General features: G+C 72.5%; 15 protein-coding genes. 12 read left to right on the top strand and 3 right to left on the bottom strand.

Annotated features, from left to right (window positions below; genetic code table 11):
* Positions 1-61: 61 nt before the first annotated feature.
* Both HDC93_RS26085 and HDC93_RS38730 read right to left on the bottom strand, forming a co-directional pair.
* A complete protein-coding gene (locus HDC93_RS26085) occupies positions 62-1,144 on the bottom strand; it encodes a class I SAM-dependent methyltransferase (RefSeq protein ID WP_185013259.1) in 1,083 nt (360 codons plus the stop codon).
* Positions 1,145-1,250: 106 nt separating this feature from the next.
* Entirely contained in the window at positions 1,251-1,382 is a 132-nt protein-coding gene (locus tag HDC93_RS38730) for a hypothetical protein (protein ID WP_260419773.1), read from the bottom strand.
* A gap of 81 nt (positions 1,383-1,463) precedes the next feature.
* Here HDC93_RS38730 and HDC93_RS26080 point away from each other — a divergent pair, with 81 nt between their 5' ends.
* The 6 genes from HDC93_RS26080 (at position 1,464) to dapE (ending at position 9,235) form a co-directional block, all read left to right on the top strand.
* A complete protein-coding gene (locus HDC93_RS26080; protein ID WP_185013258.1) occupies positions 1,464-2,117 on the top strand; it encodes a response regulator transcription factor in 654 nt (217 codons plus the stop codon).
* Positions 2,108-3,376 (top strand): sensor histidine kinase KdpD, encoded by a 1,269-nt coding sequence (locus tag HDC93_RS26075; RefSeq protein ID WP_185013257.1) that lies wholly within the window; start codon positions 2,108-2,110, stop codon positions 3,374-3,376. Before HDC93_RS26080 ends, HDC93_RS26075 begins: the two co-directional genes overlap by 10 nt.
* 39 nt (positions 3,377-3,415) lie before the next feature.
* Positions 3,416-4,687: a hypothetical protein gene (locus HDC93_RS26070; RefSeq protein ID WP_185013256.1), complete on the top strand. Its 1,272-nt coding sequence runs from the start codon at positions 3,416-3,418 to the stop codon at positions 4,685-4,687.
* Between the two features lie 679 nt (positions 4,688-5,366).
* The gene (locus HDC93_RS26065) at positions 5,367-6,380 is read left to right on the top strand and encodes a hypothetical protein (RefSeq protein WP_260419772.1); all 1,014 of its coding nucleotides are present in this window, start codon (positions 5,367-5,369) and stop codon (positions 6,378-6,380) included.
* 330 nt (positions 6,381-6,710) lie between these two features.
* A complete protein-coding gene (locus HDC93_RS26060; RefSeq protein ID WP_185013254.1) occupies positions 6,711-8,177 on the top strand; it encodes an amino acid permease in 1,467 nt (488 codons plus the stop codon).
* Positions 8,174-9,235 (top strand): succinyl-diaminopimelate desuccinylase, encoded by a 1,062-nt coding sequence (dapE, locus tag HDC93_RS26055; protein ID WP_185013253.1) that lies wholly within the window; start codon positions 8,174-8,176, stop codon positions 9,233-9,235. The genes HDC93_RS26060 and dapE overlap by 4 nt, the downstream gene beginning before the upstream one ends.
* Before the next feature lie 103 nt (positions 9,236-9,338).
* Here the strand turns inward: dapE and HDC93_RS26050 are convergent, their stop codons facing one another.
* Positions 9,339-10,991, bottom strand: coding sequence for a helix-turn-helix domain-containing protein (locus HDC93_RS26050; RefSeq protein ID WP_311774622.1), 1,653 nt, complete (start codon positions 10,989-10,991; stop codon positions 9,339-9,341).
* A gap of 125 nt (positions 10,992-11,116) precedes the next feature.
* On the opposite strand from HDC93_RS26050, the gene HDC93_RS26045 reads away from it, so the two are divergent.
* The 6 genes from HDC93_RS26045 to HDC93_RS26020 all read left to right on the top strand — a co-directional run bounded on the left by HDC93_RS26045 (position 11,117) and on the right by HDC93_RS26020 (position 21,583).
* Positions 11,117-12,118, top strand: a complete 1,002-nt coding sequence (locus tag HDC93_RS26045) for a chorismate synthase (RefSeq protein WP_260419771.1) — start codon at positions 11,117-11,119, stop codon at positions 12,116-12,118.
* A complete protein-coding gene (menC, locus tag HDC93_RS26040; RefSeq protein WP_185013252.1) occupies positions 12,115-13,230 on the top strand; it encodes an o-succinylbenzoate synthase in 1,116 nt (371 codons plus the stop codon). Before HDC93_RS26045 ends, menC begins: the two co-directional genes overlap by 4 nt.
* Positions 13,231-13,387: 157 nt before the next feature.
* Positions 13,388-15,007: a TIGR02677 family protein gene (locus HDC93_RS26035; protein WP_185013251.1), complete on the top strand. Its 1,620-nt coding sequence runs from the start codon at positions 13,388-13,390 to the stop codon at positions 15,005-15,007.
* Entirely contained in the window at positions 15,004-16,242 is a 1,239-nt protein-coding gene (locus HDC93_RS26030; RefSeq protein WP_185013250.1) for a TIGR02678 family protein, read from the top strand. Before HDC93_RS26035 ends, HDC93_RS26030 begins: the two co-directional genes overlap by 4 nt.
* The gene (locus tag HDC93_RS26025; protein ID WP_185013249.1) at positions 16,239-20,339 is read left to right on the top strand and encodes a TIGR02680 family protein; all 4,101 of its coding nucleotides are present in this window, start codon (positions 16,239-16,241) and stop codon (positions 20,337-20,339) included. The genes HDC93_RS26030 and HDC93_RS26025 overlap by 4 nt, the downstream gene beginning before the upstream one ends.
* Positions 20,330-21,583, top strand: a complete 1,254-nt coding sequence (locus HDC93_RS26020) for a TIGR02679 family protein (RefSeq protein ID WP_311774621.1) — start codon at positions 20,330-20,332, stop codon at positions 21,581-21,583. The genes HDC93_RS26025 and HDC93_RS26020 overlap by 10 nt, the downstream gene beginning before the upstream one ends.
* Positions 21,584-21,616 lie beyond the last annotated feature (33 nt).

Here is a 21,616-nt window from a genome sequence, read left to right as displayed (position 1 = left end):
CGCGGCACATCGGCTCCCGGCGGGAGGCGGGGGATTCGCTTGAGGCGACCCGTGCGTCGACTCAGGGCTTGGTCGCGACATAGTAGACGTTGAACGGGTCGCCCTCCACGGTCTTGATGTCGATGCTCTCGAAGCCGGCGTCCCGGAGCATCCGCTCCGCCGTCTCCTGGCCCCAGGCCGTGCCCAGGCCCGCGCCGCAGGCGCTGAGCGAGGTCGTCATGCAGTAGAAGACGGAGAACGTGTAAAGCGCGGGACCGAAGGGGTGCCCGATGTTCTCCTCCAGCCTGCTGGAGGCGGCGATGTCGCCCATGAGGAAGGTGCCGCCCGGGCGCAAAGCCTTCGCAATCGCCGTCAGGGTCTCGGCCGGCCGCGCCAGGTCGTGGATCACGTCGAACGCGGTGATGACGTCATATTCCCCGGTGATCCGTGTTGAATCGGCCGGCGTGTAGTGGAGGTTGTCGAGCCCGGAGCGCGCCGCCTCGGCGCGTGCGGTCTCTATGGCGGATTCCGACTGGTCCAGGCCGCTGAAGCGACTGGCGGGAAACTCTCGGGCCAGGACGAGCGGAGCATGCCCCTGCCCGGTGCCGACGTCCAGGACGTCGACGCCCTCCCTCAGTCGCTCGGCGAGTCCCGGCACCAGCGGCACGATCGTGTCCACGAGCGCCAGGTCGTACACCCGGGCGCTCTCCTCGGCCTGCAGCCTCTGGAAGCGCGGATAGGCCGAGTACGGTACGCCACCGCCCTCTCGGAAGCAGCGCACCACCTGTTGCTCGACCTCGCCCATGAGTCCGAGGTACTGCATGATCCCCGCCAGGTTGTCGGGGCCGGCCGAGCTCGTCAGGCAGGCGGCGTGTTCCGGTGGCAGGACGTAGGTCCGCCGCTCCGGGTCGTACTCCAGGAATCCGCCGACGACCATGCCGCCCAGCCACTCGCGCACGTACCTCTCGTTCAGGCCCGCCGCCTCGGCGATCTCGGCACTGGTCGACGGCGGGAGGGCGGCCAGCGTGTCGAATAGGCCGCACTGGTGACCGGCGCTGGTCAGCAGTGCGAGTGCGCTCTTGTTCAGGACGTCGAGGACTTCACCCGCGAACGCCTCCTGCTTGGCGGTGTCCAGAGGAGGCTGCGGTGCTGCGGGAGTGGACATGGCCGTTCCTTCCGCCAAGTGTCAATGCGCGCGCACTGAGAGCGGTACCTATTGTCACAATACGTCTGGAAAGCGGAATCGGTCCTGACGGCCCGATCGCTGCCAGTCAGGCCGTATGCGCGAGAGCGGCGGCGATGACCTCGGCGGTCTTCCGCGGTGCCTCGTCCGCCAGGATGAACACCGCGCCCGGGATCGTCACCACCGGCGTCGGCCAACCCGCGCTCTGCGCGTATCTCACGGTCCAGGGCTACCGTAGCGAACCGCCACCGTCAGACGAACGGCTCCGACATCACCCAATCAAGCTCAGTAGGGTCAGCACGTGGCCTTCATCCTGGTGTGCGAAGACGACGCGGCGGTTCGCGGCATCCTCAGGCGTGCCCTGGAGCACGACGGGCACACCGTTTTCGTTGCCGCCACGGCAGACAGCCTGCTACGGCAGCTCGCACCCATGCCCCAGTTGGTCGTCCTGGATCTCGGGCTGCCGGACGCCGACGGCCGCGATGTCTGCCTGGCCCTGAGGGCTCGCGGCGTCGACGTGCCGGTGCTGATGCTCACCGCCCTGGACGGTCTGCACCACAAGGTGGGCGGTTTCGAGGCGGGCGCCGACGACTACCTGACCAAACCCTTCGACATCCCGGAACTGCTTGTCCGCGTCCGGGCCCTGCTGCGCCGGGCCACCGTGGCGCCCGCATCACACGAGGTCGTCCTCGATCCGGCGAAGCACATGGTGACCTACGACGCGGTGAGCATGAGCCTGACCCCGACCGAGTTCCGGCTACTGGGCCGCCTGATCGCCTCGCAGGGCGACGCGGTGCGCCGCCACGCCCTCGTCGCCGCCGGCTGGCCGCACGGGGCGCATGTCAGCGACAACACCCTCGACTCGTATGTGCGCCGGCTGCGTACCAAGCTCGGTCCGCTGGGTGTGGCCGAACGGCTGGCGACCGTCCGCGGCGTGGGCTACCGATGGCAGTGACGGGATTCCGCAGAAGCGTCGTCGCGCTCACCGTCCTGATCGCCACCGTCGTGGTCGCCATCCTGGTCGTCGTCTCGCACGTGCTGTTGAGCAGGGTGACGGACGCCGACGCGCACGATCTGGCCCGTACGCGCGCTGAGGCGGTCGCGGCGAACGTCACCGCGAAAGGCGGCCGTGTCGTGCTTACGGAGAACGGCAGTGAGGCGTTGGACGAGGTCGCCTGGGTGTATGCGGATGGCCGCCTGATCGACGGGAATGTACCGGCAAGCGTGGTCGGGCGGGTCGAGGAGCTGGTGGACGCGGGGCGTTCGCAGACCGTGACCGTCGGCGACTCCCTCCTGTACGCGCGGAGGGTCCCGGTCGACGACCACCACGGGATGGTGGTCGTCCGGGTGGACCTCACGCCTTATGAGACGTCCGAGCAGCGCAGTCTGACCTTGTCGCTGATCCTGGGCGGCCTCACGATCGTCCTCGCCGGCGGTGTCGCGCATGTAGTGGTGCGCCGCGCGCTGCGAGTCGTGCACGAGATGGCCGCCCTCGCCGACGAATGGGGCCATCACGAACCCGGGCGCCGCTTCGATCTCGGCGTCCCCCGGGATGAGTTCGGGGAACTGGGACAGACGCTGGACCGCCTCCTGGAGCGCGTCGACAACGCACTCGCGGACGAACGCCGGCTCACAGACGAGATCGCCCACGAGCTGCGGACGCCGCTCACGGTCCTGCGGGGCGAGGCGCAGCTGGCTCAGCTGTCCAGCGAGCCGGTGCCGCCGGAGGCGGTACTGAGCGAGGTCGACCGCCTCGACGCGGCGATCACGACGATCCTGCGTGCCGCGCGCGCCCGCAAGGACGAGGGGACCCGGTGCGATCTGCGCTCCGCCGCGCGGCAGGCGATCGGCCCTCGCGCGGTGGAGGTCGACGTTCCGGCGAAGACCGAGGTGGCTGTCGCGCCCGATGTCGTCGTGTCGCTGCTGTCACCCCTGCTGGAGAACGGCCTGCGGCATGCGAGGACGCGGGTGTGGATCACCGCGCGCATCCAGGGGGCGGCCGTCGTGGTCGATGTCCTGGACGACGGCCCGGGCTTCGATCCGGCGGACGTCGAGCGGGTTTTCGAGGCGGGGGTGACCGGCGGCGACGGATTCGGGCTGGGGTTGCCGGTGGTCCGGCGCGTCGCCGCCTCGGCCGGTGTGGAGGTCCGCGCGATCGCGGACGGCCGCGGTCATGTCGAGGTGACGCTCCCGGCCGCCGGTACGGTCACGTAGTCAGGTTGCTTGCAGGTTCCCCGCGCGAACCTGGCCTGCATGACAACGACAACGGAAGCGCGCACGCGCAACGGGCGCCTCATGCTCAACAAGGTCCCCGAGGTCACCGTCTGGTTCTGGGTGATCAAGATCCTGTGCACCACCGTAGGTGAGAGCTTCGCCGACTGGATCAACATGAAGCTGGGCGTCGGCCTGGTGAACACGGCCTGGATCTTCACCGGGGTGTTCGTGGTGGTCCTGGCCGTGCAGCTACGGCTGAAGCGGTACGTCCCGTTCCCCTACTGGCTGACCGTGGTCGTTGTCAGTGTCACGGGGACCCTGTACACCGACATCCTCACCGACCAGCTCAATGTGCCGCTGTGGATCAGCTCCGCGGTCTTCTCGGTGCTGCTCGCGGTGGTCTTCGGCGTGTGGTGGCTGCGCGAGCGCACGCTGTCGATCCACTCGGTCACCACGCTGCCGCGCGAGTCGTTCTACTGGCTCGCCGTACTCGTCACCTTCGCGCTCGGCACCGCGACCGGCGACTGGACCCTCGAGCTCACCGGCTGGAGCCCGGGCGTGTCGGTCCTGCTGCCGCTCGGCCTCATCGCCGCGATCACGCTGCTGTGGAAGTTCGGCGCGAACCCCGTGCTGTCCTTCTGGCTCGCCTACATCCTGACCCGCCCGCTGGGCGCGAACATCGGCGACTGGCTCGCCTCCCCGAAGGTCGCGCAGCCGGGCGAGCCGACCGGTCTGGCGCTGGGCACCTTCACCACCAGCCTGATCTTCCTCGGCCTGATCCTGGCGACCGTGGTCTACCTGACGGTGACGCGCTCGGACGTGACCGAGACCTACGAGGCCGCCCACGCCGCCCACAGCACCGGAGACCTGCGCAAGGAGCGCGTCGCTCTGGCCGGCTTCGGCCTGCTGGCCGTCGCCACCACGGGCCTGCTGATCTGGGCCCACAGCCAGCCGCACACCGGCCCGGCGCCGGAGGAGGACAACACCTCCGCCGTCCAGCTGGCTCCCGGCGAGGCGGTGAAGAAGTTCCCGCCCGCCAAGGTCGCCGCCCTGAAAACCCTCGCCTCCACCTCGCTCAAGGACGCCCGCTCCGGGAACGAGAAGGGAGCGCACGCGGCCGCACAGTCGCTGCGTGACCTGTGGGACGCCGACCAGGCCTCGCTGCAGCCGCTGGACCAGACCGGGTGGACCTCCATCGACGCCCAGATGGACAAGGTGCTGAGGACCTTCGGCATCGACCACTCGAACCCGCCGATGCCGCCCGCGCAGCAGGAGAAGGAACTGAACGCCCTCCTGACGGACATGGGCTGACCGGTCACCCCCTCTCCGCGAACCCCGTCGGGGCGGTCGAAGCCGGTGCCGATGGCTCCGACCGCCCCCGTGTCCCGCAGCAGAGCCCACCGGGGCGACACAGCGCGCGGCCTCACCTCATACCGCCGCGTGCGCGCCCCTGTCGCGCTGTGACACGGCCAGGTAACCGACGAATCCGATGATCGCCACCGTCCAGGCGAGGGTGACCGGAGCCAGGCCGAGGGCGAGGCCGCCGAGGGTGCCCGCCCACGGCCAGCCATGCAGTTTCCGTGATCAATGGAAAGCGGAGAGTAGTGAATGAGGTTAACGTGTGTCAACCGTTGAGTGATCGCCGATCCGATCCGCGCTGGTCGTTGTCGTGGAGAGGGCTGCCCATGGCCGAAAGGGAATGCTCATGCACTTCGTATCCCGCGGAACTCGTCTCAGCAGGGCCGTCGTAGCGGCGTGCGGGCTGTCGGCGTTGCTCGCCGCCTCCGTAACGGCTGGCTCCGGTGCCGCTGCCGCCGAGCCGCGTCCCTCCAGGAGCAACCACCCCTCCGGGGGCGCGGTCATCACACTCAGGACCGTCAAGGTCGGCGCGCCCGGTAACCCTTCAGTGGGCATTCTCCCGTTCAAGGATGCCCTGTACCGCTCGTGCGCCGAAGCCCCGTCCCCGAGCAAGTGCCTGACGGTCGGCGGCGTGCGCCATCGCTACGAGATCGGGCAGCTCGAAGTCACCGTCGGACAGTGGGTGGCGTTCCTGAATACGGCCGACCCGGATGGCGGCAACCGTCTGGGTCTCTATGACGGGACGGAGAGCCCGTCCGAGTGGCCGAAGTACGGTCAGATCAACTTCTCTCCCAGTGCTGCCAGTGGCAGTCACTACTCGGTGGCGTTTCCGGAGTGGGCGGACAAGCCGTACGGCTTCGCGAACTTCCTGAGGGCGGCACGCTTCGTCAACTCGCTCTACAACGGCCGACTGATCTCCAAGCGGTCCAGCGGCAATGGCCGCTTCGACTACGTCACCTACCAGGTCAGGCTGTCGGCGCGGACCGAGAGAGGGATGTACGACCTGGCCCGGCCGAAGACGACCCGAACCCATCGCACGGGCTTCGTGCTGCCGAGCCAGGACGAGTGGATCAAGGCGGCCTACTACGACCCGCGCGGCGGCGGTACCTACTCCTACTGGAAGTACCCGACCAACCCGGGAGTCTTCGGCGACGGAGCGGCGACCGCTCCCAACCCCAGCGTCCTCAACCCAACCACCGGTGATGTCACCAACGCGGCGACCCAGCCACTGGCCTCGTACCACGCGGACGGAAAGCCGGCACCGACGTGGTGCCCGGGACAGCTGCAGCCCGACGCCTGCTCCACCGTCAACCCGTTCGGACTTGACCCCAACACCTATGCCCAGGTCTACCAGGGCAGCCTCGGTACGGTCGGCGGGGCGAGGACCACCTCGCCGTGGGGCACGCTCGACCAAGGCGGCAACGCGGTCGAGTGGACCGACACAATCACGGCGCCCCCTTCCGGGCGGGGCTCCCTGCGGGTGTGGCGGCGGCTGCACGGCGGAATCTCCAACGCACCAGCCTTCCAGATGTGGCCCTCCGCTGTCGGGCTGCAACCGCAGGACAACGTGTTCTACAACCACACCTATCCGTGGCTGGGCATCCGCATCGGGGTAATCGGCGATCTGACGCCCGGCAAGTCCTAGGGCGTTTCTGCCAGGGACTTCCGGGGTCGCAGAAGTGGACCGGGACCTCGGTGGCGACGCTGAAGGCGTGGTGGGCGGCCATCTCCTTTCGGTGGGCGCCGGTCTGCGGCTGACCGGAGTCCCACGGCAGTGCAGCCCCCGGCGGGCTTCAAGCCGACGCTGCTGGACAATTGACGGCCGCAGTCTTCGGGATGCCGAACACCTCCACCCTCGGCATTGGCCGGAACGCCAAAGCACCCCCCGCCGTCTTGGCCGACACGCACACCTCTCCCCGCCCCGCCCTTCCGCATCATCAAGGGCCGGAACGGGAGCTGTGAGAGGAGTGGGCGCGTGGACATCGTGCAGACGACACCGCAAAGACCCGCGGGTGAAGGCGGGACCGCGAACAGGTTGACGCGGCGGCGGGGTGTCGCCGATCTGGTTGCCGAGGCCCGGGGTGGTGAGCTGCGGCGGACGATGGGGCTCACACAGCTCACGCTGCTCAGCGTAGGTGCCACCCTCGGTACGGGAATCTTCGTCGTCCTCGGCCAGGCGGTGCCGGAGGCGGGCCCCGCGGTCGTGATCTCCTTCGTGCTCGCCGGGATCACCGCACTGTTCTCCGCACTGTCCTACGCCGAGCTGGCGGGCATGATCCCGGGCGCCGGATCCTCGTACAGCTATGCCTATGCCACGCTCGGCGAGCTCGTTGCCTGGGTCTGCGGCTGGTGTCTGGTGCTGGAGTACGGCGTCTCGGTCGCCGCTGTCGCGGTCGGCTGGGGCCAGTACGTGAACGAGCTGCTGGAGCTCACCGTCGGCTGGACGCTGCCCGAGTCGCTGGCCGCCCCGCCCGGCGTGGGCGGCGTGCTGAATGTTCCGGCCGCCGCGATCGTCGTCCTCGCCATGGTGGTGCTGCTGCGCGGCGCCCGCGAGAGTGCCGTCGTCAACACGATCATGGTGACGGTGAAGGTGGCCGCCCTGGTGATGTTCTGCGCTGTCGCTTTCACCGCGTTCCGCGCCGGGAACTTCCAGCCGCTCTTCCCGCTCGGCATGGCGGGTGTGAGCGCGGGCGCCGCCTCGCTGTTCTTCTCGTACATCGGCTTCGACGCCGCGTCGACGGCCGGTGAGGAAGCGAAGAACCCGCAGCGGGACCTGCCGCGTGCCATCCTCCTCTCCCTCGGACTGATCACCGCGGTGTACTGCGCGGTGGCGATCGCGGCGGTCGGCGCGATGCCGTGGCAGAGGTTCGCGGGTACCGAGGCCACCCTCAGCGAGGTGCTGGTCCGCTCGGTCGGCGGCGGCAACCTGTGGCCGATCCTGCTGTCCGTCGGCGCGGTCGTCGCCACCACGAGCGTCGTCCTCGCCGTGCAGTACGGGCAGACCCGCATCCTGTTCTCGATGGCGCGTGACGGGCTCGTGCCGCCGCTGTTCGCCAAGATCCACCCGAAGACGGGGGTGCCCCGCGCCAACACGGTCATCGTGTCCGCGTTCGTCATGGTGCTCGCCGCGCTGGTGCCGCTGGGCGCGCTCGCCGACGCCACCAGCATCGGCACCCTGTTCGCGTTCGCGCTGGTCAACTGTGCCGTCCTGATCCTGCGCCGGCGCAGCCCCGAGGCACCGCGCGGCTTCCGGGTACCGCTCGCGCCGGTGACGTGCGTGCTGGGCACGTTGTGCTGCGGCTATGTGATGTGGGGGCTCGGCACCGACACCTGGATCGCGTTCGGCCTGTGGATGGCGGTCGGGCTCGCGATCTACGCGCTCTACGGCATCAAGCACTCCCGGCTGAACCGCCCCGCCCCGCAGGAGGAGACCGCCGTATGACCTCCCTGAACCCGACCGGCGACGTGGTGGACCTCACCCGGGCCCTGGTGGACACCCCGTCCGAGAGCGGGGACGAGGCCGGTCTCGCGGACGCCGTGGAGTCCGCGCTGCGCGCCTGCGCGCATCTGACGGTCGAACGCGTCGGCAACTCTGTCGTGGCCCGCACCGACTCGGGCCGCGCCGAGCGGGTGGTCATCGGCGGCCACCTGGACACCGTCCCGGCCTCCGGGAACCTGCCGTCCCGACTGGACGGAGAGCTGCTCCACGGGCTCGGGGCGTGCGACATGAAGGGCGGCGTCGCCGTCGCCCTGCGCCTCGCGGCCACCCTCACCGCACCCGTTCGCGATGTCACGTACGTCTTCTACGAGTGCGAGGAGGTCTCCGGCGACCGCAACGGCCTCAGCCGTATCGCAGCCGAACGCCCCGACCTGCTCAAGGCGGACCTCGCGATCCTCATGGAGCCGTCCGACGCGGGCGTCGAAGCGGGCTGCCAGGGCGTGCTGAACGCGGACATCACGGTGCGCGGCGAGCGCGCGCACACCGCCCGCTCCTGGATGGGTGTCAACGCCGCGCACCGGGCGGCCGCCGTGCTCCAGCGCCTCGACGACCACACCGCCGAGCGGATCGTCATCGACGGCCTGGAGTACCGCGAAGGGCTGAACGCGGTCGCCGTCCGCGCGGGCATCGCCGAGAACGTCGTCCCCGACACCTGTGTGATCACGGTCAACCTGCGGTTCGCGCCCAGCCGTTCGGCCGGGCAGGCCGAGGCGTATCTGCGCGGACTCTTCCCCGAGCACGACGTCGAGGTCACCGAGGCCGTGCCGGGAGCCCTGCCCGGCCTCGGAGCGGGCCCCATCGCCTCGCTCGTCGAGGTCCTGGGCGCGGCCCCCCGCCCCAAGCTGGGCTGGACCGACGTCGCCCGCTTCACCGCGCTCGGCACACCCGCGCTCAACTACGGCCCCGGCGACCCGGCCCTCGCGCACACCGCCGGGGAGTACGTACCCGTCGGGCAGCTGAGGGAGTGCGAGGCCCGGCTCGCGGCCTGGCTGCGCGGCTGAACCCACCGGGCCGCATTGCGACCGGCCGGTGGACCGCATGTGCCGTCAACCGCTGCATCCCACGACGCCGACCGGCGCCCCCACCGCGGGACGGGGGTAGGGCTCACCGGTCGGCGCCCCGCAGGCCCCCGAGCGTCCGCAGCTGCAGCCACAGCACCAACCGCTCGTCCGGGGCGTCCAGATCGATGCCGAGGTGCTGCTGCACCTGCCTGAGACGGTACCGGCAGGTGTTGGGGTGCACGGCGAGCAGCTTCGCCGCCCGCGCCATGTCGCATCCGGCGTCCAGCCAGCACACCAGAGTCCTGGCGTAGTCGGTGCCCTGCTCGGCGTCGTACGCCAGCACCTCCCGCCAGGCACCTGCCGTCAACTCCCGCCGTTCACCGATGAGTTCCCGCAGCCGGAGCAGGGTGACACGGGCGCGTACCTCGGCCACGGCGGCGACGTCCTCGTCCGGCCCGAGCACCCGTAGGACGAGGTCGGCGTCGTCCCGTGAGCCGCGCACGGCCGCCAGGTCCGCGACCACGTCCCCCAGCCCCGCCCGCACCGGCACCCGCAGTGCCTGACCAGCGCGCCGCACGATGTCCTCGACAAGCCGCTTGTGCCGCTCCCCACCGCTCACCCGAGCTCTCGGCTCCGCTCGAGCAGGGGGTACCCCCGTACCGGCCACCGGCAGCAGCGCGTACACCCTGCCGTCCACCAGCACGCACGCGTGCCGCCCGTAGCGGGCCTCGCACTGGAGCCGTACGAGGTCCAGCAGCCGCAGCGCGGTCTGTTCCCCGTCCGGCGCGGACACCGCGCCGTCGAGCGCGAAGGCCGCGACACGGACCGGGGCGTCGGCGGCGAGGCCGAGGCGGTGCGCGGCGCCGGCGGGATCGGCGGTGCCGTCGAGGAGACGGCGCAGCAGGTCGCTCGTCAGATGCCGGGACAGCTCCTCGCCGGCCCGGGCCCGCAGCAGGAGCAGGGCGGCCGTGGACGCGCCCTGGGCGAGGGCCTCCTCGGCATCGGGGCTGAGGTGCCCGCCGTCGACGACCCACACCGACCCCAGTGTCTCGCCACCGGCGCGGATCGCGACGGCGAGCCGCGGCAGCTCGCCGCCGTCGAGTGCGGCGAGCCGTACGGGTCCGGGGGCGGCGAACAGGACGCGGTACTGCTCGGTGTTGTCGGGGCTGCTGGGCACCTGGCGGCCCAGGATGCCCTGCCGCCGGGCCTCGTCGACGGTCTGCCCGGGGACGGTGGAGTAGGCCAGGATCCGCTGGCGGGCGTCCTCGACGACGGTCGCGCCGCCGACGGCCGCGGCCACCGCGTTGGCCAGCGCGAACAGGTCCCCGAAGGCGGCCCCGCCGCCCGTGGGGCCGGGCCGTGCACCGATCGCGGACGCCAGCAGCAGATGGACGTGATGCCAGGCGGCCTCCTCGTCGACGGCGAGCAGCGCGAGGCCGTGATCCTTCGCCGCCGCTGTCGTGCCGGACTGCCCATGGCTGTCCCGTACCACGAGCCCGGCCATCCCGGCCGCCGCGGCATCGCGGGCCAGCGGCTCGATCTCACCCGCTCGCGCTCCGACGCACAGCAGCAGGGCGCCGGGCGCGCTGCGCGGCAACGGGGCCCCGGCGTCGTACAGAAGGACCTCCGAGACACGTGCGGTTCGGCCGTCCGGGGCGGTCAGCACGCGGAACATGGGCTCCCCGAGAGTGTCGAGAAGCTCCTCGAGGGTGCAGGCGTCCATGGGCGGGGCGGTCTCTCGGGTGGGGACGGTCACATGGGGACGATGGCGTTTTTATCGGACGGCGCCGCTGATGGGTTTGGCCGGTCGCAACAAAGGCGTGGGGTCTCATTGTGCCTGACGACAATGGCCGACAGATCGTGGCCCCGGAAACTCGAGGCATGACACCTGTGACGAGCTCCGCCGCCGGGTCCGGTGCGGCGGACGATACGCCGAACGTGGGCACCCTCGCCGGGGACGTGGTCGGTGGCGCCGCGGACGCATCCCGCATCGCCTGGGAGTGCCTTGCCGACGCGGCGGCCCGTACCGCCGGGGTCACGGTGCGTACCGTGCACGACGTGGCCGGTATCCGTGCCGTGGCCGACTTCTTCGCCGATGTGTGGCGGACGCCGCGCGCCACCCCGCCCTACCCCTCGGAGGTGCTGCGCAGTCTGGTGCACGCCGGTGGCGCGGTGCACGCGGCGTACTCCGCCGGGCCGTCGGGTGAACGGCTCGCCGGGGCGGCGGTGGCGGTGTTCGGACCACCCGCGGAGCGGGACGTGTACTCGTTCGTGGCCGCGGCGACCGAGTCCGGCCGGGGCGTCGGCTTCGCGGTCAAGCAGGCCCAGCGGCTGTGGGCGCTGAAGCGGGGCGCGACCACCATGCGCTGGACCTTCGACCCGCTGGTCAGCCGCAACGCGCGCTTCAACCTGGTCAAGCTGGGTGCCGTCGGCAGTGAGTACCTGGTCGACTTCTACGGACCGATGAGCGACGGCGTGAACGACGGTGACGAGAGCGACCGGCTGACCGTCGTGTGGGACCTGGTGACCGGGACCACGCGGAAGGACAGCCCCGCCGAGGGCCGCTTCGCCGCCGACGTCTTCCGCCGGGCGCCGGACGGCGGCCCGCTCGCCCTGGGGGACGCGGACAGGCTGTGGTGCCGCGTGCCCGAGGACATCGTCGCTGTGCGCGCCGCCGACCCTGCGCTCGCGCTCGACTGGCGGCATGCCGTGCGCGAGGTCTTCACCGAGGCGTATGCCGAGGGCCTGCGCGCGACGGCCATGTCCCGCGACGGCTGGTACCTGCTGACCCGCCGCCGGTCGACCGACCTTCCGACGCAGACCAGCGCCGGGGCCACGGTTGGGACCTTTTCCGAGAAGACCTCTTCCGAGGAGCAGGCATGAAGCTCGAACGCGTTGAACTGCTCCACGTCGTCATCCCGCTCGTCACCCCGTTCCGCACCTCGTTCGGGACGATGACCAGCAAGGACACCTTCCTGTTGCACGTGGTGACCGACGAGGCCGAGGGCTGGTCGGAGTTCGCCGCCGACCCGCAGCCGCTGTACTGCTCGGAGTTCGTGGCCGGTGCCGAGATCGTCATCCGGGACTCCCTGCTGCCCCGCGTCGCCGCCCTGCCCGAGCCGACGACCGCGGTCGTCGCCCCCGCCCTGGCCTCCGTCAAAGGCCACGAACTCGCCAAGGCAGCCCTTGAAACCGCCCTCCTGGACGCCGAACTGCGCGCCTACGGGATGTCGTTCGCGACCTTTCTCGGCTCGGTCCATGAGCGGGTGCCCGCCGGAGTCTCGGTCGGCATCAAGAACTCCCTGCCCGAACTGCTCGACGACGTCGAGCGGTACCTCGCCGAGGGCTACATCCGCATCAAGCTGAAGATCGAGCCGGGCTGGGACGTCCAGCCGGTGCGCGCCGTACGCGACCGCTTCGGCGACGAACTCCCGCTCCAGGTCGACGCCAACACCGCCTACACGCTCGCCGACGCCGATCACCTGCGGAAGCTCGACGATTTCGGGCTGCTGCTGATCGAGGAACCGCTGGAGGAGAACAACCTCCACGCCCATGCCCGGCTCCAGAAGCGTCTGGCCACTTCGGTCTGCCTCGACGAGTCGATCCACTCCGCGCGCGACGCGGCGTCCGCGATCGCGATGGACGCCTGCCGGGTCGTCAACGTCAAGCCGGCCCGCGTCGGCGGCTATCCAGAAGCCCGTCGCATCCACGACGTGGCCGCCGCCCACGGCGTGCCGGTGTGGTGCGGCGGGATGCTGGAGACGGGCATCGGCCGCGCTCCCAACCTGGCGCTCGCCGCCCTCCCGGGCTTCACCCTGCCTGGCGACACCTCCGCCTCCAGCCGGTACTTCGCCGAGGACATCACCGAACCGTTCGTCCTTCAGGACGGCCACCTGCCCGTGCCCACCGCCCCGGGCATCGGCGTCGACCCGCTGCCGGACGCCCTTGCCCGGTTCACGACGGGGACTCGGGAGTTGTACGCGGCACGGAAATGATCAGGCGATGTATATACAGCCTCATATACCAACATGCCTGATCGAGTATGTCTGGGTGGGGGGTACGTGTTCCGAGTCGTCTGCGCAGGGCAGCCCAGCGTAAGGGTCTGGCCGGAATTGCCACTGGAGAGGTCTCATCGGGAACAATGCCAGGACGATGACGTCACGCCCTGCGGAACCGGACCGCATCCGCCCCGACGAGGCCGCCGCATCCGCGGATTCCTCCAGCGAGACCTCGTACGCCCCGTTCGCCCACCTCACCGCACCCAACGCCGCCCTCTACCGCCAGGTGATGCGTGTGTTCCTGCTGGCCAAGGAGCAGTTCGCGGTGCATCTGCGGCCCGAGGACGTGCACGCCGCGCTGCCGTCGAAGCACCGCCCCGCCGCCCCGGACGCCGTGGTCAAGGCGCTGGACAGCCTCGTCGGGTGGGGCAATCTGCGGGCCGATCCGGACACCTCCCGGGTGGCCGCGGTCGAGGACTTCTACCGCAGGCGCTTCATCTACCAGCTCACCCAGGCCGGCGAGGCCGCGGAACAGGCGCTGTCCGTGTACGACGAGGCGCTGGGGCGTCGCGGCGCGCTGCAGGCGGTGGCGCTGCACGACATCGTCACGCAGCTGCGCGCCCTGCTCGTGATCGCCGCCGAGCACGAGCAGGGCGAACCGGATCCGGCCAAGGCCCACCTGGCGCTGTCCACGCTGACGAACCGGTTCGAGGCGCTGGCGGAGAACGCGCGGGCCTTCATGGGGTCGCTGCAGCGCACCATCGACCTGCACGGCGTCGAGGTCGAGGTGTTCCTCGCCTACAAGGACCGGCTGATCCAGTACCTGGAGCGGTTCATCCAGGACCTGATCACCCTCGGCGGGCGGATCGCGCGGCTCATCGGCGAACTGGAGGAGCAGGGCCGGGTCGGCGTGCTGCTGCGGCTGGCGGCGGCGCGGGAGGCGGCCGACGCCGCCCCGGACGAGGCCGAGAGCGCCGAGGCGCGGGCGCATGCGCGCTGGGCGGCGAAGTGGGCGGGCCTGTCCGCCTGGTTCGTGTCCGCCGACGGCCGCGGGTCCCAGGCCCGGCTGCTGCGCGGTCGCGCCCTCGGCGCCATCCCGCAGCTCCTCGCGGTCGTACGGCAGTTGAACGAGCGGCGGGCCGGGCGTTCGGACCGGTCGGCGGACTTCCGCACCCTGGCCCGCTGGTTCGCCGAGGCCCCCGACGCCGAGGCGCGGCACCGGCTGTGGCGCGCCGCGTTCGGTCTGTACCCGGCCCGGCATCTCACCGTCGACGCCGACACCCTCGCCGACCGCGCGGCCCGCCCGGTGGCCGCCTCCACCCCGTGGGCCGAGGCCGAGCCGCTGCGGATCAGCCCGCAGCTGCGCCGCACCGGCAGCTATGAGCGGCGCGGAAAGCCCCGCAAGGTGCAGGACCGCTCCGAACAGCGGCGGCTGCTGGAGGAGATCGCCGCCAGGCAGGCGGAGGAGATCGCCGCGGCCCGCGCCCGGCTCGCGACGGACGGCACCACCCGGCTGTCCGCGCTGGGCGAACTCGACCCCATGGCCTTCGGCCTGTTCCTGCGGCTGCTCGGCGACGCCCTGGCCACCTGGCGGCCCGGCATGACGACGACCGTCACCACCAGCAACGACGGCACGATGGACATCCGGCTCACCGCGCTCGACGACGGTACGACGGCCGAGATCCGCACGCCGGGCGGGGTGTTCCGCGGCCCCGACCACCTCGTCGAGATCACCGACCTGACCGCGGGTGTCCCCGCACGGGAGGCGCGATGACCACACCCCTGGGTGAGGTGCTGGACGGCCGGCGCACCGCCGAGTACCAGAAGGCCGCACGTGCCCTGCTCAAGGAGCCGCTGCTGCTCGCGCACGGCCCGGACGCCGACGCGTACCGCCTGGTCAGGCAGTACGCCGGCGAGCTGCGCGACTGGTTCGAGCGCAACACCGGCTGGTCGCTGCGGGTGGACGCGGAGGTCGCCCGGCTGCGCAAGACGCCTGGCACCCTCGCCGACGCCGCCCACCCGGCGCGCGAGGCGTCCCGCGCCGGTGCGCCGTTCACCCGCCGCCGCTACGTGCTGCTGTGCCTGGCGCTCGCCGTACTGGAGCGCGGGGAGGCACAGATCGCGCTCGGCCGTCTCGCCGAACAGGTGGTGCTGGAGGCCGCCGACCCGCACCTGGCCGCGGCCGGGTTGGAGTTCACGCTGGAGCGGCGCGACGAGCGAGGAGACCTCGCCGCCGTCGTACGGCTGCTGCTGCGCCACGGCGTGCTGCGGCGGGTCGCCGGGGACGAGGACGCCTACGTCAGTGGAACGGGCGATGTGCTCTACGACGTCCAGCGCCGTGTCCTGGCCGGACTGCTCTCCGCCCGCCACGGCCCCTCCACGATCACGGCCGACGGCTTCGAGGAGCGGCTGGACCGGCTCATCGCGGAGAGCGCGCTGGACAGCGACGAACTGCGGTTCCGGGCGATCCGCCAGAAGCTCACCCGCCGCCTCCTGGACGACCCGGTGCTGTACTACGACGAGCTGAGCGACGAGGAACTCGCCTATCTGACCCGCCAGCGCGCCTTCCTCACCGCCCGCGTCGGCGAACTGACCGGCCTGGTGGCGGAGGTGCGCGCCGAGGGCATCGCCATGGTCGACCCCCAGGACGACCTCACCGACGTACGGATGCCGGAGCAGGGCACCCACGGGCACGTCACCCTGCTGCTCGCCGAGCACCTCGCGGCGGCCGGCGGCGAGGTGAGCCGCGAGGAACTCGAGCGCCGGGTGCGGGAACTGGCCGTCGAGCACGGCGGGTTCTGGTCCAAGAGCGCCAAGCAGCCCGGCGCGGAAGGGGAGCTGGTGGAGCAGGCTCTGGCCAAGCTGACCGCGCTCGCCCTGGTCACCCGCACGCCCCAGGGCGTGGCTCCGCTACCCGCACTCGCCCGGTACGCGGTCGGCGAGACCGTTGTCGTGGAACCGGGAGTCCGCAGTCCCCGCACCTCTCGACGAAAGGCACCGCAGCCGTGACCGCCCTGCCCCAGCCCGCTCCCGGCCGCTGGCGACCGCTGCGCATCGGCCTGGTCGACCTCTTCTACTACGACACCGAGGAGTTCTGGTTCCGCGACGGACGGCTGCTGCTGCGCGGCAACAACGGCACCGGCAAGTCCAAGGTCCTCGCCCTCACCCTCCCGTTCCTGCTGGACGGCGACCTGTCCGCGCGCCGTGTGGAGCCGGACGCAGACCCGAACAAGCGCATGGAGTGGAACCTGCTGCTGGGCGGGGAGCACCCGCACCCCGAGCGGCTCGGCTACACCTGGATCGAGTTCGGCCGCGTCGACGCCGACATCGGAAAGGCCCACTTCCGCACGCTCGTCTGCGGGCTGAAGGCGGTCGCGGGCCGCGGCATCGCCCGACACTGGTACGCCGTCACCGACCAGCGCGTCGGCGAGGACCTGAGCCTGCTGGACGCCACCGGCACCGCGCTGTCCCGGGACCGGCTCGCGGACGCGGTCGCCGGACGCGGCATGGTGTACGACACGGCCACCGCGTACCGCAGGGCGGTCGACGAGGCGCTGTTCGGCCTCGGCGAGCGGCGCTACGCCGCCCTGGTCGACCTGCTGGTCCAGCTGCGCCAGCCCCAGCTGTCGAAACGGCCCAACGAGACCGCCCTGTCCCGGGCGCTGACCGAGGCGCTGCCGCCGATGGACCAGGCGGTCGTCGCGGACGTGGCCGAGGCGTTCCGGTCCCTGGACGAGGAGAAGGAGGAGCTGCGGGCCGCCGCCGAGGCGGAGCGGGCCGCCTCCGCGTTCCTGGACCACTACCGCCGCTACGCCCGCGTCGCGACAAGGCGCCGGGCCCGGCTGCCCCGCAGCGAGCACGCCCGCTACGAGCAACTGCACCGCGACCTGGCCCAGGCCCGTGCCGAACGGGAGGAGGCCGAGCGGGACCGGGCCGCTGCCGCTGAGCGGATCGCCGAGCTGGGGGAGAACGCCACCCGTCTGAAGGCGCAGGAGGCGGCCCTGCGCGAGGGCCCCGAGATGCGCAGCGCCCGGGAGCTGGAGCAGGCGGCGGCCGATGCCCGCCGCACCGCCGGAGAGCTGGCCCGCGCAGAGGCCGACCGGGACGAGGCGGCCCAGGCGCACACCCGGGCGCTCGGCCGCCTGGAGACGGCCCGGCGACGCCTCGACGCGGCCGAGGAGCGGATCGCCGACACGCTCATCCGCGAGCGGGAGGCGGCAGCCGAGGCCCGGCTCGACGGCGGGCTGCGCACCGACGGCGTACCGGAGAGCGAACTGCGGCGTACGGCCGAGGAGTCCGTGGCGCGCCGGCGCCGCACCGTCGAGCACGTGGAGGAGCTGGCGGCCCGCGCCGACGAGGCCGCCGCCGAACGGCGGGCCGCCGCCCGCCGGCTGGACGAGGCCGAGACCGAGGCCGGCCACTCCGCGGGGCGACAGGCCGAGGCCGAGGAGCGGGCCGCCGGGGCGGGCCGGGACCTCGTGGCCCGCGTCCGCGCGCATCTGGACGCCTGCCAAGAGCTGGCCGTCGCCGATCCGGCCGGGCTGCTGGACGGCCTCCAGGACTGGGTGACGCACTGTCAGGGCTCCTATCCCGCAAGGGAACACGCGGCTCAGGCCCACCGCGAACGGGCCGCGCGTCTGGCCGACCGGACGGCGGCCCTCGGACAGGAACTCGCCGGGCTCCGGGCCCGGTCAGCCGAGGCCGAGCGGGAACTGGCCGAGCTGGAGGCGGGCGGCCAGCGCGGCCCCACGGCACCGCACACCCGGACGCCCGGCGTCCGCGACCAGGCGCCGGGGGCGCCGCTGTGGCGGCTGGTCGACTTCCGCGAGCAGCTGCCGGCCGGTGAACGGGCGGGCCTGGAGGCCGCGTTGGAGGCATCCGGTCTGCTGGACGCCTGGGTGCACCCGGACGGCACCGCCGTGCACGCGGACGGGCACGACGTTCTGCTGTCGCCGGGTGCCCCCCTGAGCGGGCCGACGCTCGCCGACGTGCTCCGCCCCGCCGTCGACCACGGCGACGCCCGGGCCCTGTCGGTGGGTGAGGAGACCGTCTCCCGGCTGCTGGCGGCCGTGGGTCTCGGCTCCGGCCGATCCGGTGACACCTGGGTGGCGGCCGACGGCCGCTTCCGTGTCGGGGCGCTGACCGGCGGCTGGTCGAAACCGGCGGCCGTGTACGTCGGCGAGGGCGCCCGCGAGGAGGCGCGCCGGGCCCGGATCGCCGCCCTGCGTGACGAACTCGGCGCCCTGGCGGGCGAGATGGACCGGCTGGACGCCGAGCGCGCCGACGTGGACCGGCGCCGGGGCACCCTCGACACCGAGCTGGCCGCCCTTGCCGACGACGCCGCCCTGCGCCACGCGCACGCGCTCGCCGCCGCCGCCGCCGACGCCGCCCACCGGGCCCGTGCCCGCCGCGACGAATGCTCGGCCGAACTGGCGGCCGTGTCCCGGCAGGAAGCCGAGGCCGCCACCGAAGTCGCCGAGACCGCGGCGGCGGTGAACCTGCCCGCGGACCGGGGCGGCCTGGCCGTAGTCCGCCAGGCCCTGGCCGACTACGGTGCCGTCCTCGCCGCCCTGTGGCCCGCCCTGCGTGAGCGCACCGACGCGGCGCGCGCCCTGGCCGACCAGCGGACCGAGACCGAGCGGGTCGGCGCCCGAGTGGCCGAACTGTCACTGCGTACCGAGGAGTCCGCCCGGCTCGCCGCCGCCGCCGACGCACGCCACACCACGTTGCGCTCCACCGTCGGCACCGCCGTGGCGGAGCTTCAGCGGCGCCTCGCCGAGACCGCCGACGCGCTGGCCGCCTGCGAGGGAGACCAGCGGCGGGCCCGCGAGGACCACACGGCCGCCGACCGGCGCGCTCACCTCGCCCAGGGGCACATCGAACGCCTGGACGTGGACGTCAGTGAGGCGACCGCGGCCCGCGCCGAGGCCATAGCCGCCCTGCAGCGGTTCGCGGCCACCGGTCTGCTGTCCGTCGCCCTGCCCGAAGCCGCAGTACCCCCGCTCGACGCCGGGCCCTGGGCCGCCACCCCGGCCGTCGCCCTCGCCCGCTCCATCGAGACGGAACTGTCCGGAACTGATGATTCCGAGGGGGCCTGGGAGCGGGTGCAGAAGCGGCTCAGCGAGGAGTACAGGAAGCTCCAGGACGCCCTCTCCCGCGGCGGCCACAGCGCCTCCGCCCGGATGGCCGAGGAGGGCATGGTCGTCGAGATCGTCTACCAGGGCCGTCAGCGGGCCGTCCCCGAGCTCGCCGAGGCCCTCGCCGCGGAGGTCGCCGAGCTGACCCGCATCCTGTCCGCGCACGAACGCGAGATCCTCGAGACCCACCTCCTCACCGAGGTCGCCGGCACCCTGCAGGAGCTGATCGGCGCCGCCGAGCGGCAGGTGCGGGCCATGAACGCCGAACTTGAGGAACGGCCCACCTCCACGGGCATGAGGCTGCGCCTGGTGTGGCGCCCCTCGCGCAAGGCCCCGGCCGGGCTCGCCCAGGCCCGCGAGCGGCTGCGCCAGTCCGCCGACGCCTGGACGGTGGAGGACCGGGCCGCGGTCGGCGAGTTCCTGCAGGCCGAGATCGCCCGCAGGCAGGCCGGCGACAGCGCGGGCAGCTGGCTGGAGGTCCTCACCGAGGCCCTCGACTACCGCGCCTGGCACGAGTTCGGCATCGAACGCCACCAGCACGGCAAGTGGGTCCCGGCCACCGGGCCCGCCTCCGGCGGCGAACGGGTCCTGGCCGTGAGCGTGCCGCTGTTCGCGGCGGCCTCCTCGCACTACGCCACGGCCGCCCCGCACGCCCCGCGCCTGGTCACGCTGGACGAGGCCTTCGCCGGGGTCGACGACGACTCCCGCGCCAAGTGCCTTGGTCTGCTGCACGCCTTCGACCTGGATGTGGTGATGACCAGCGAACGCGAATGGGCCTGCTACCCGCAGGTCCCCGGCATCGCCATCGCCCAGCTCTCCCGCGTCGAGGACATCCCGGCGGTCCTGGTGACCCGATGGGAATGGGACGGAGCCGAACGGGTGCGGGGTAGGGAGCCGGGCCAGGGGCTCGTGTCCCTGCCCGCGCAGGCCGTCGCCTCCACCGCTGAGGGCGAGGCCCTGTGGCCGTGAACGACGGGCGGCCCCCGGCGCCCGTCGACCGCGACCGCCTGGCCCGGCTGCTCGGTGGCCCGGACCTCGCCTGGCTGGTCGACCGCGTACGCCGCCGCATGGCACGGGAGGAGCCCCTGACCGGCCCGGTCACCCTGGCCGGCCCCACCCCCGCGCAGCGCGCCGCCGCCGAACGGCTGCTGGGCCGTGCCCCCGGCACCGGATGCTCGCTCAGCGTGCGCCTCGACACGGTGGACGCCGTCCTGCGCCGCTCCGGCGTCAGCCCTGGCGGCCTGGGCTTTGCCGTCACCGCCCTCACCGGGCCCGTCGCCCGGGTCGCCGACGTTCGCGAGCGGCAGGAGCAGGCCTGGCGGGACGCGTACGCCCCGCTCGACGAGCTGACCCGCACCCACAGGCCCCAACTGGCCGGCTGGGCCGAGCGGCTGCGCGCGGACGGCCTCGTACGCCGGCTCGCCCGCACCCCGCAGGCGGCGAAGAACCTTCTGGGCGGCACGGCCGAGGCCCTGCGCCGGCTGCCCGCAGACCCGGCCGTCTCCCTGTCCGTGTTCGCCGCCGCCACCCTCAACGACGCCCACGCCCTCGACGACGGCACCCCGCTCGCCACTCTCGTCCTGTCCGGTGCCCGCGCCCTGACCGGCTTCCCGGAGGGCAGCGGAGCCGAGTGGCGCCGTGAGGCCTGGGCCTCGGCCGGGCTCCTCAGGGACGCCCTGTCCGCCACGGTCCTGACCCTGGGCCTGCACGGCTCCCCCGCCCTCGACTGGGCGGCCGGCGAGGGCGAACCCGCGGTCCTGACGCTACGGCAGCTCACCCGGCAGCCGCCGCGCACGGCACCTGCCGTCGTCCGCGTCTGCGAGAACCCGGCCGTCCTGGCCGTCGCGGCTGACACCCTGGGCACCGCCTGCCCGCCGCTGGTCTGCCTCCAGGGCCAGCCCTCGGCCGCCGCCCTCACCCTGCTGCGCCACCTGCACGCCCACGGAACCACGCTGCGCTATCACGGCGACTTCGACTGGGGCGGTCTGCGCATCGCCTCCGCCCTGCTGCGCCGTGTTCCCTGGCACCCCTGGCGCTACACGGCCGTCGACTACCGTGCCGCTGTCGCGGCCACCCCCCTGGCCCCGCCCCTGACCGGCACGCCGACCACCGCCGCGTGGGATCCGGACCTGCCCGCTGCCCTCACGGAACTCGGTGTGCGCATCGAGGAGGAGACGGTACTCGACGACCTGCTGACCGATCTCGGCCAGTGAGCGGGGCGGCTACGGCACCGTAGCCCTCCCCTG

The organism is Streptomyces sp. AK010 (genome assembly GCF_014207295.1).
Classification (GTDB): domain Bacteria; phylum Actinomycetota; class Actinomycetes; order Streptomycetales; family Streptomycetaceae; genus Streptomyces; species Streptomyces massasporeus.
Note: the sequence above shows the minus strand (reverse complement) of the source record. Positions and strands in the feature narration are given on the sequence as shown.

Bases quoted from the DNA above. Each gene is read 5' to 3' on its own strand.
- HDC93_RS26085 (WP_185013259.1), bottom strand. From the start codon at position 1,144: ATGTCCACTCCCGCAGCACCGCAGCCTCCTCTGGACACCGCCAAGCAG.
- HDC93_RS26075 (WP_185013257.1), top strand. From the start codon at position 2,108: ATGGCAGTGACGGGATTCCGCAGAAGCGTCGTCGCGCTCACCGTCCTG.
- HDC93_RS26070 (WP_185013256.1), top strand. From the start codon at position 3,416: ATGACAACGACAACGGAAGCGCGCACGCGCAACGGGCGCCTCATGCTC.
- dapE (WP_185013253.1), top strand. From the start codon at position 8,174: ATGACCTCCCTGAACCCGACCGGCGACGTGGTGGACCTCACCCGGGCC.
- HDC93_RS26045 (WP_260419771.1), top strand. From the start codon at position 11,117: ATGACACCTGTGACGAGCTCCGCCGCCGGGTCCGGTGCGGCGGACGAT.
- menC (WP_185013252.1), top strand. From the start codon at position 12,115: ATGAAGCTCGAACGCGTTGAACTGCTCCACGTCGTCATCCCGCTCGTC.
- HDC93_RS26035 (WP_185013251.1), top strand. From the start codon at position 13,388: ATGACGTCACGCCCTGCGGAACCGGACCGCATCCGCCCCGACGAGGCC.
- HDC93_RS26030 (WP_185013250.1), top strand. From the start codon at position 15,004: ATGACCACACCCCTGGGTGAGGTGCTGGACGGCCGGCGCACCGCCGAG.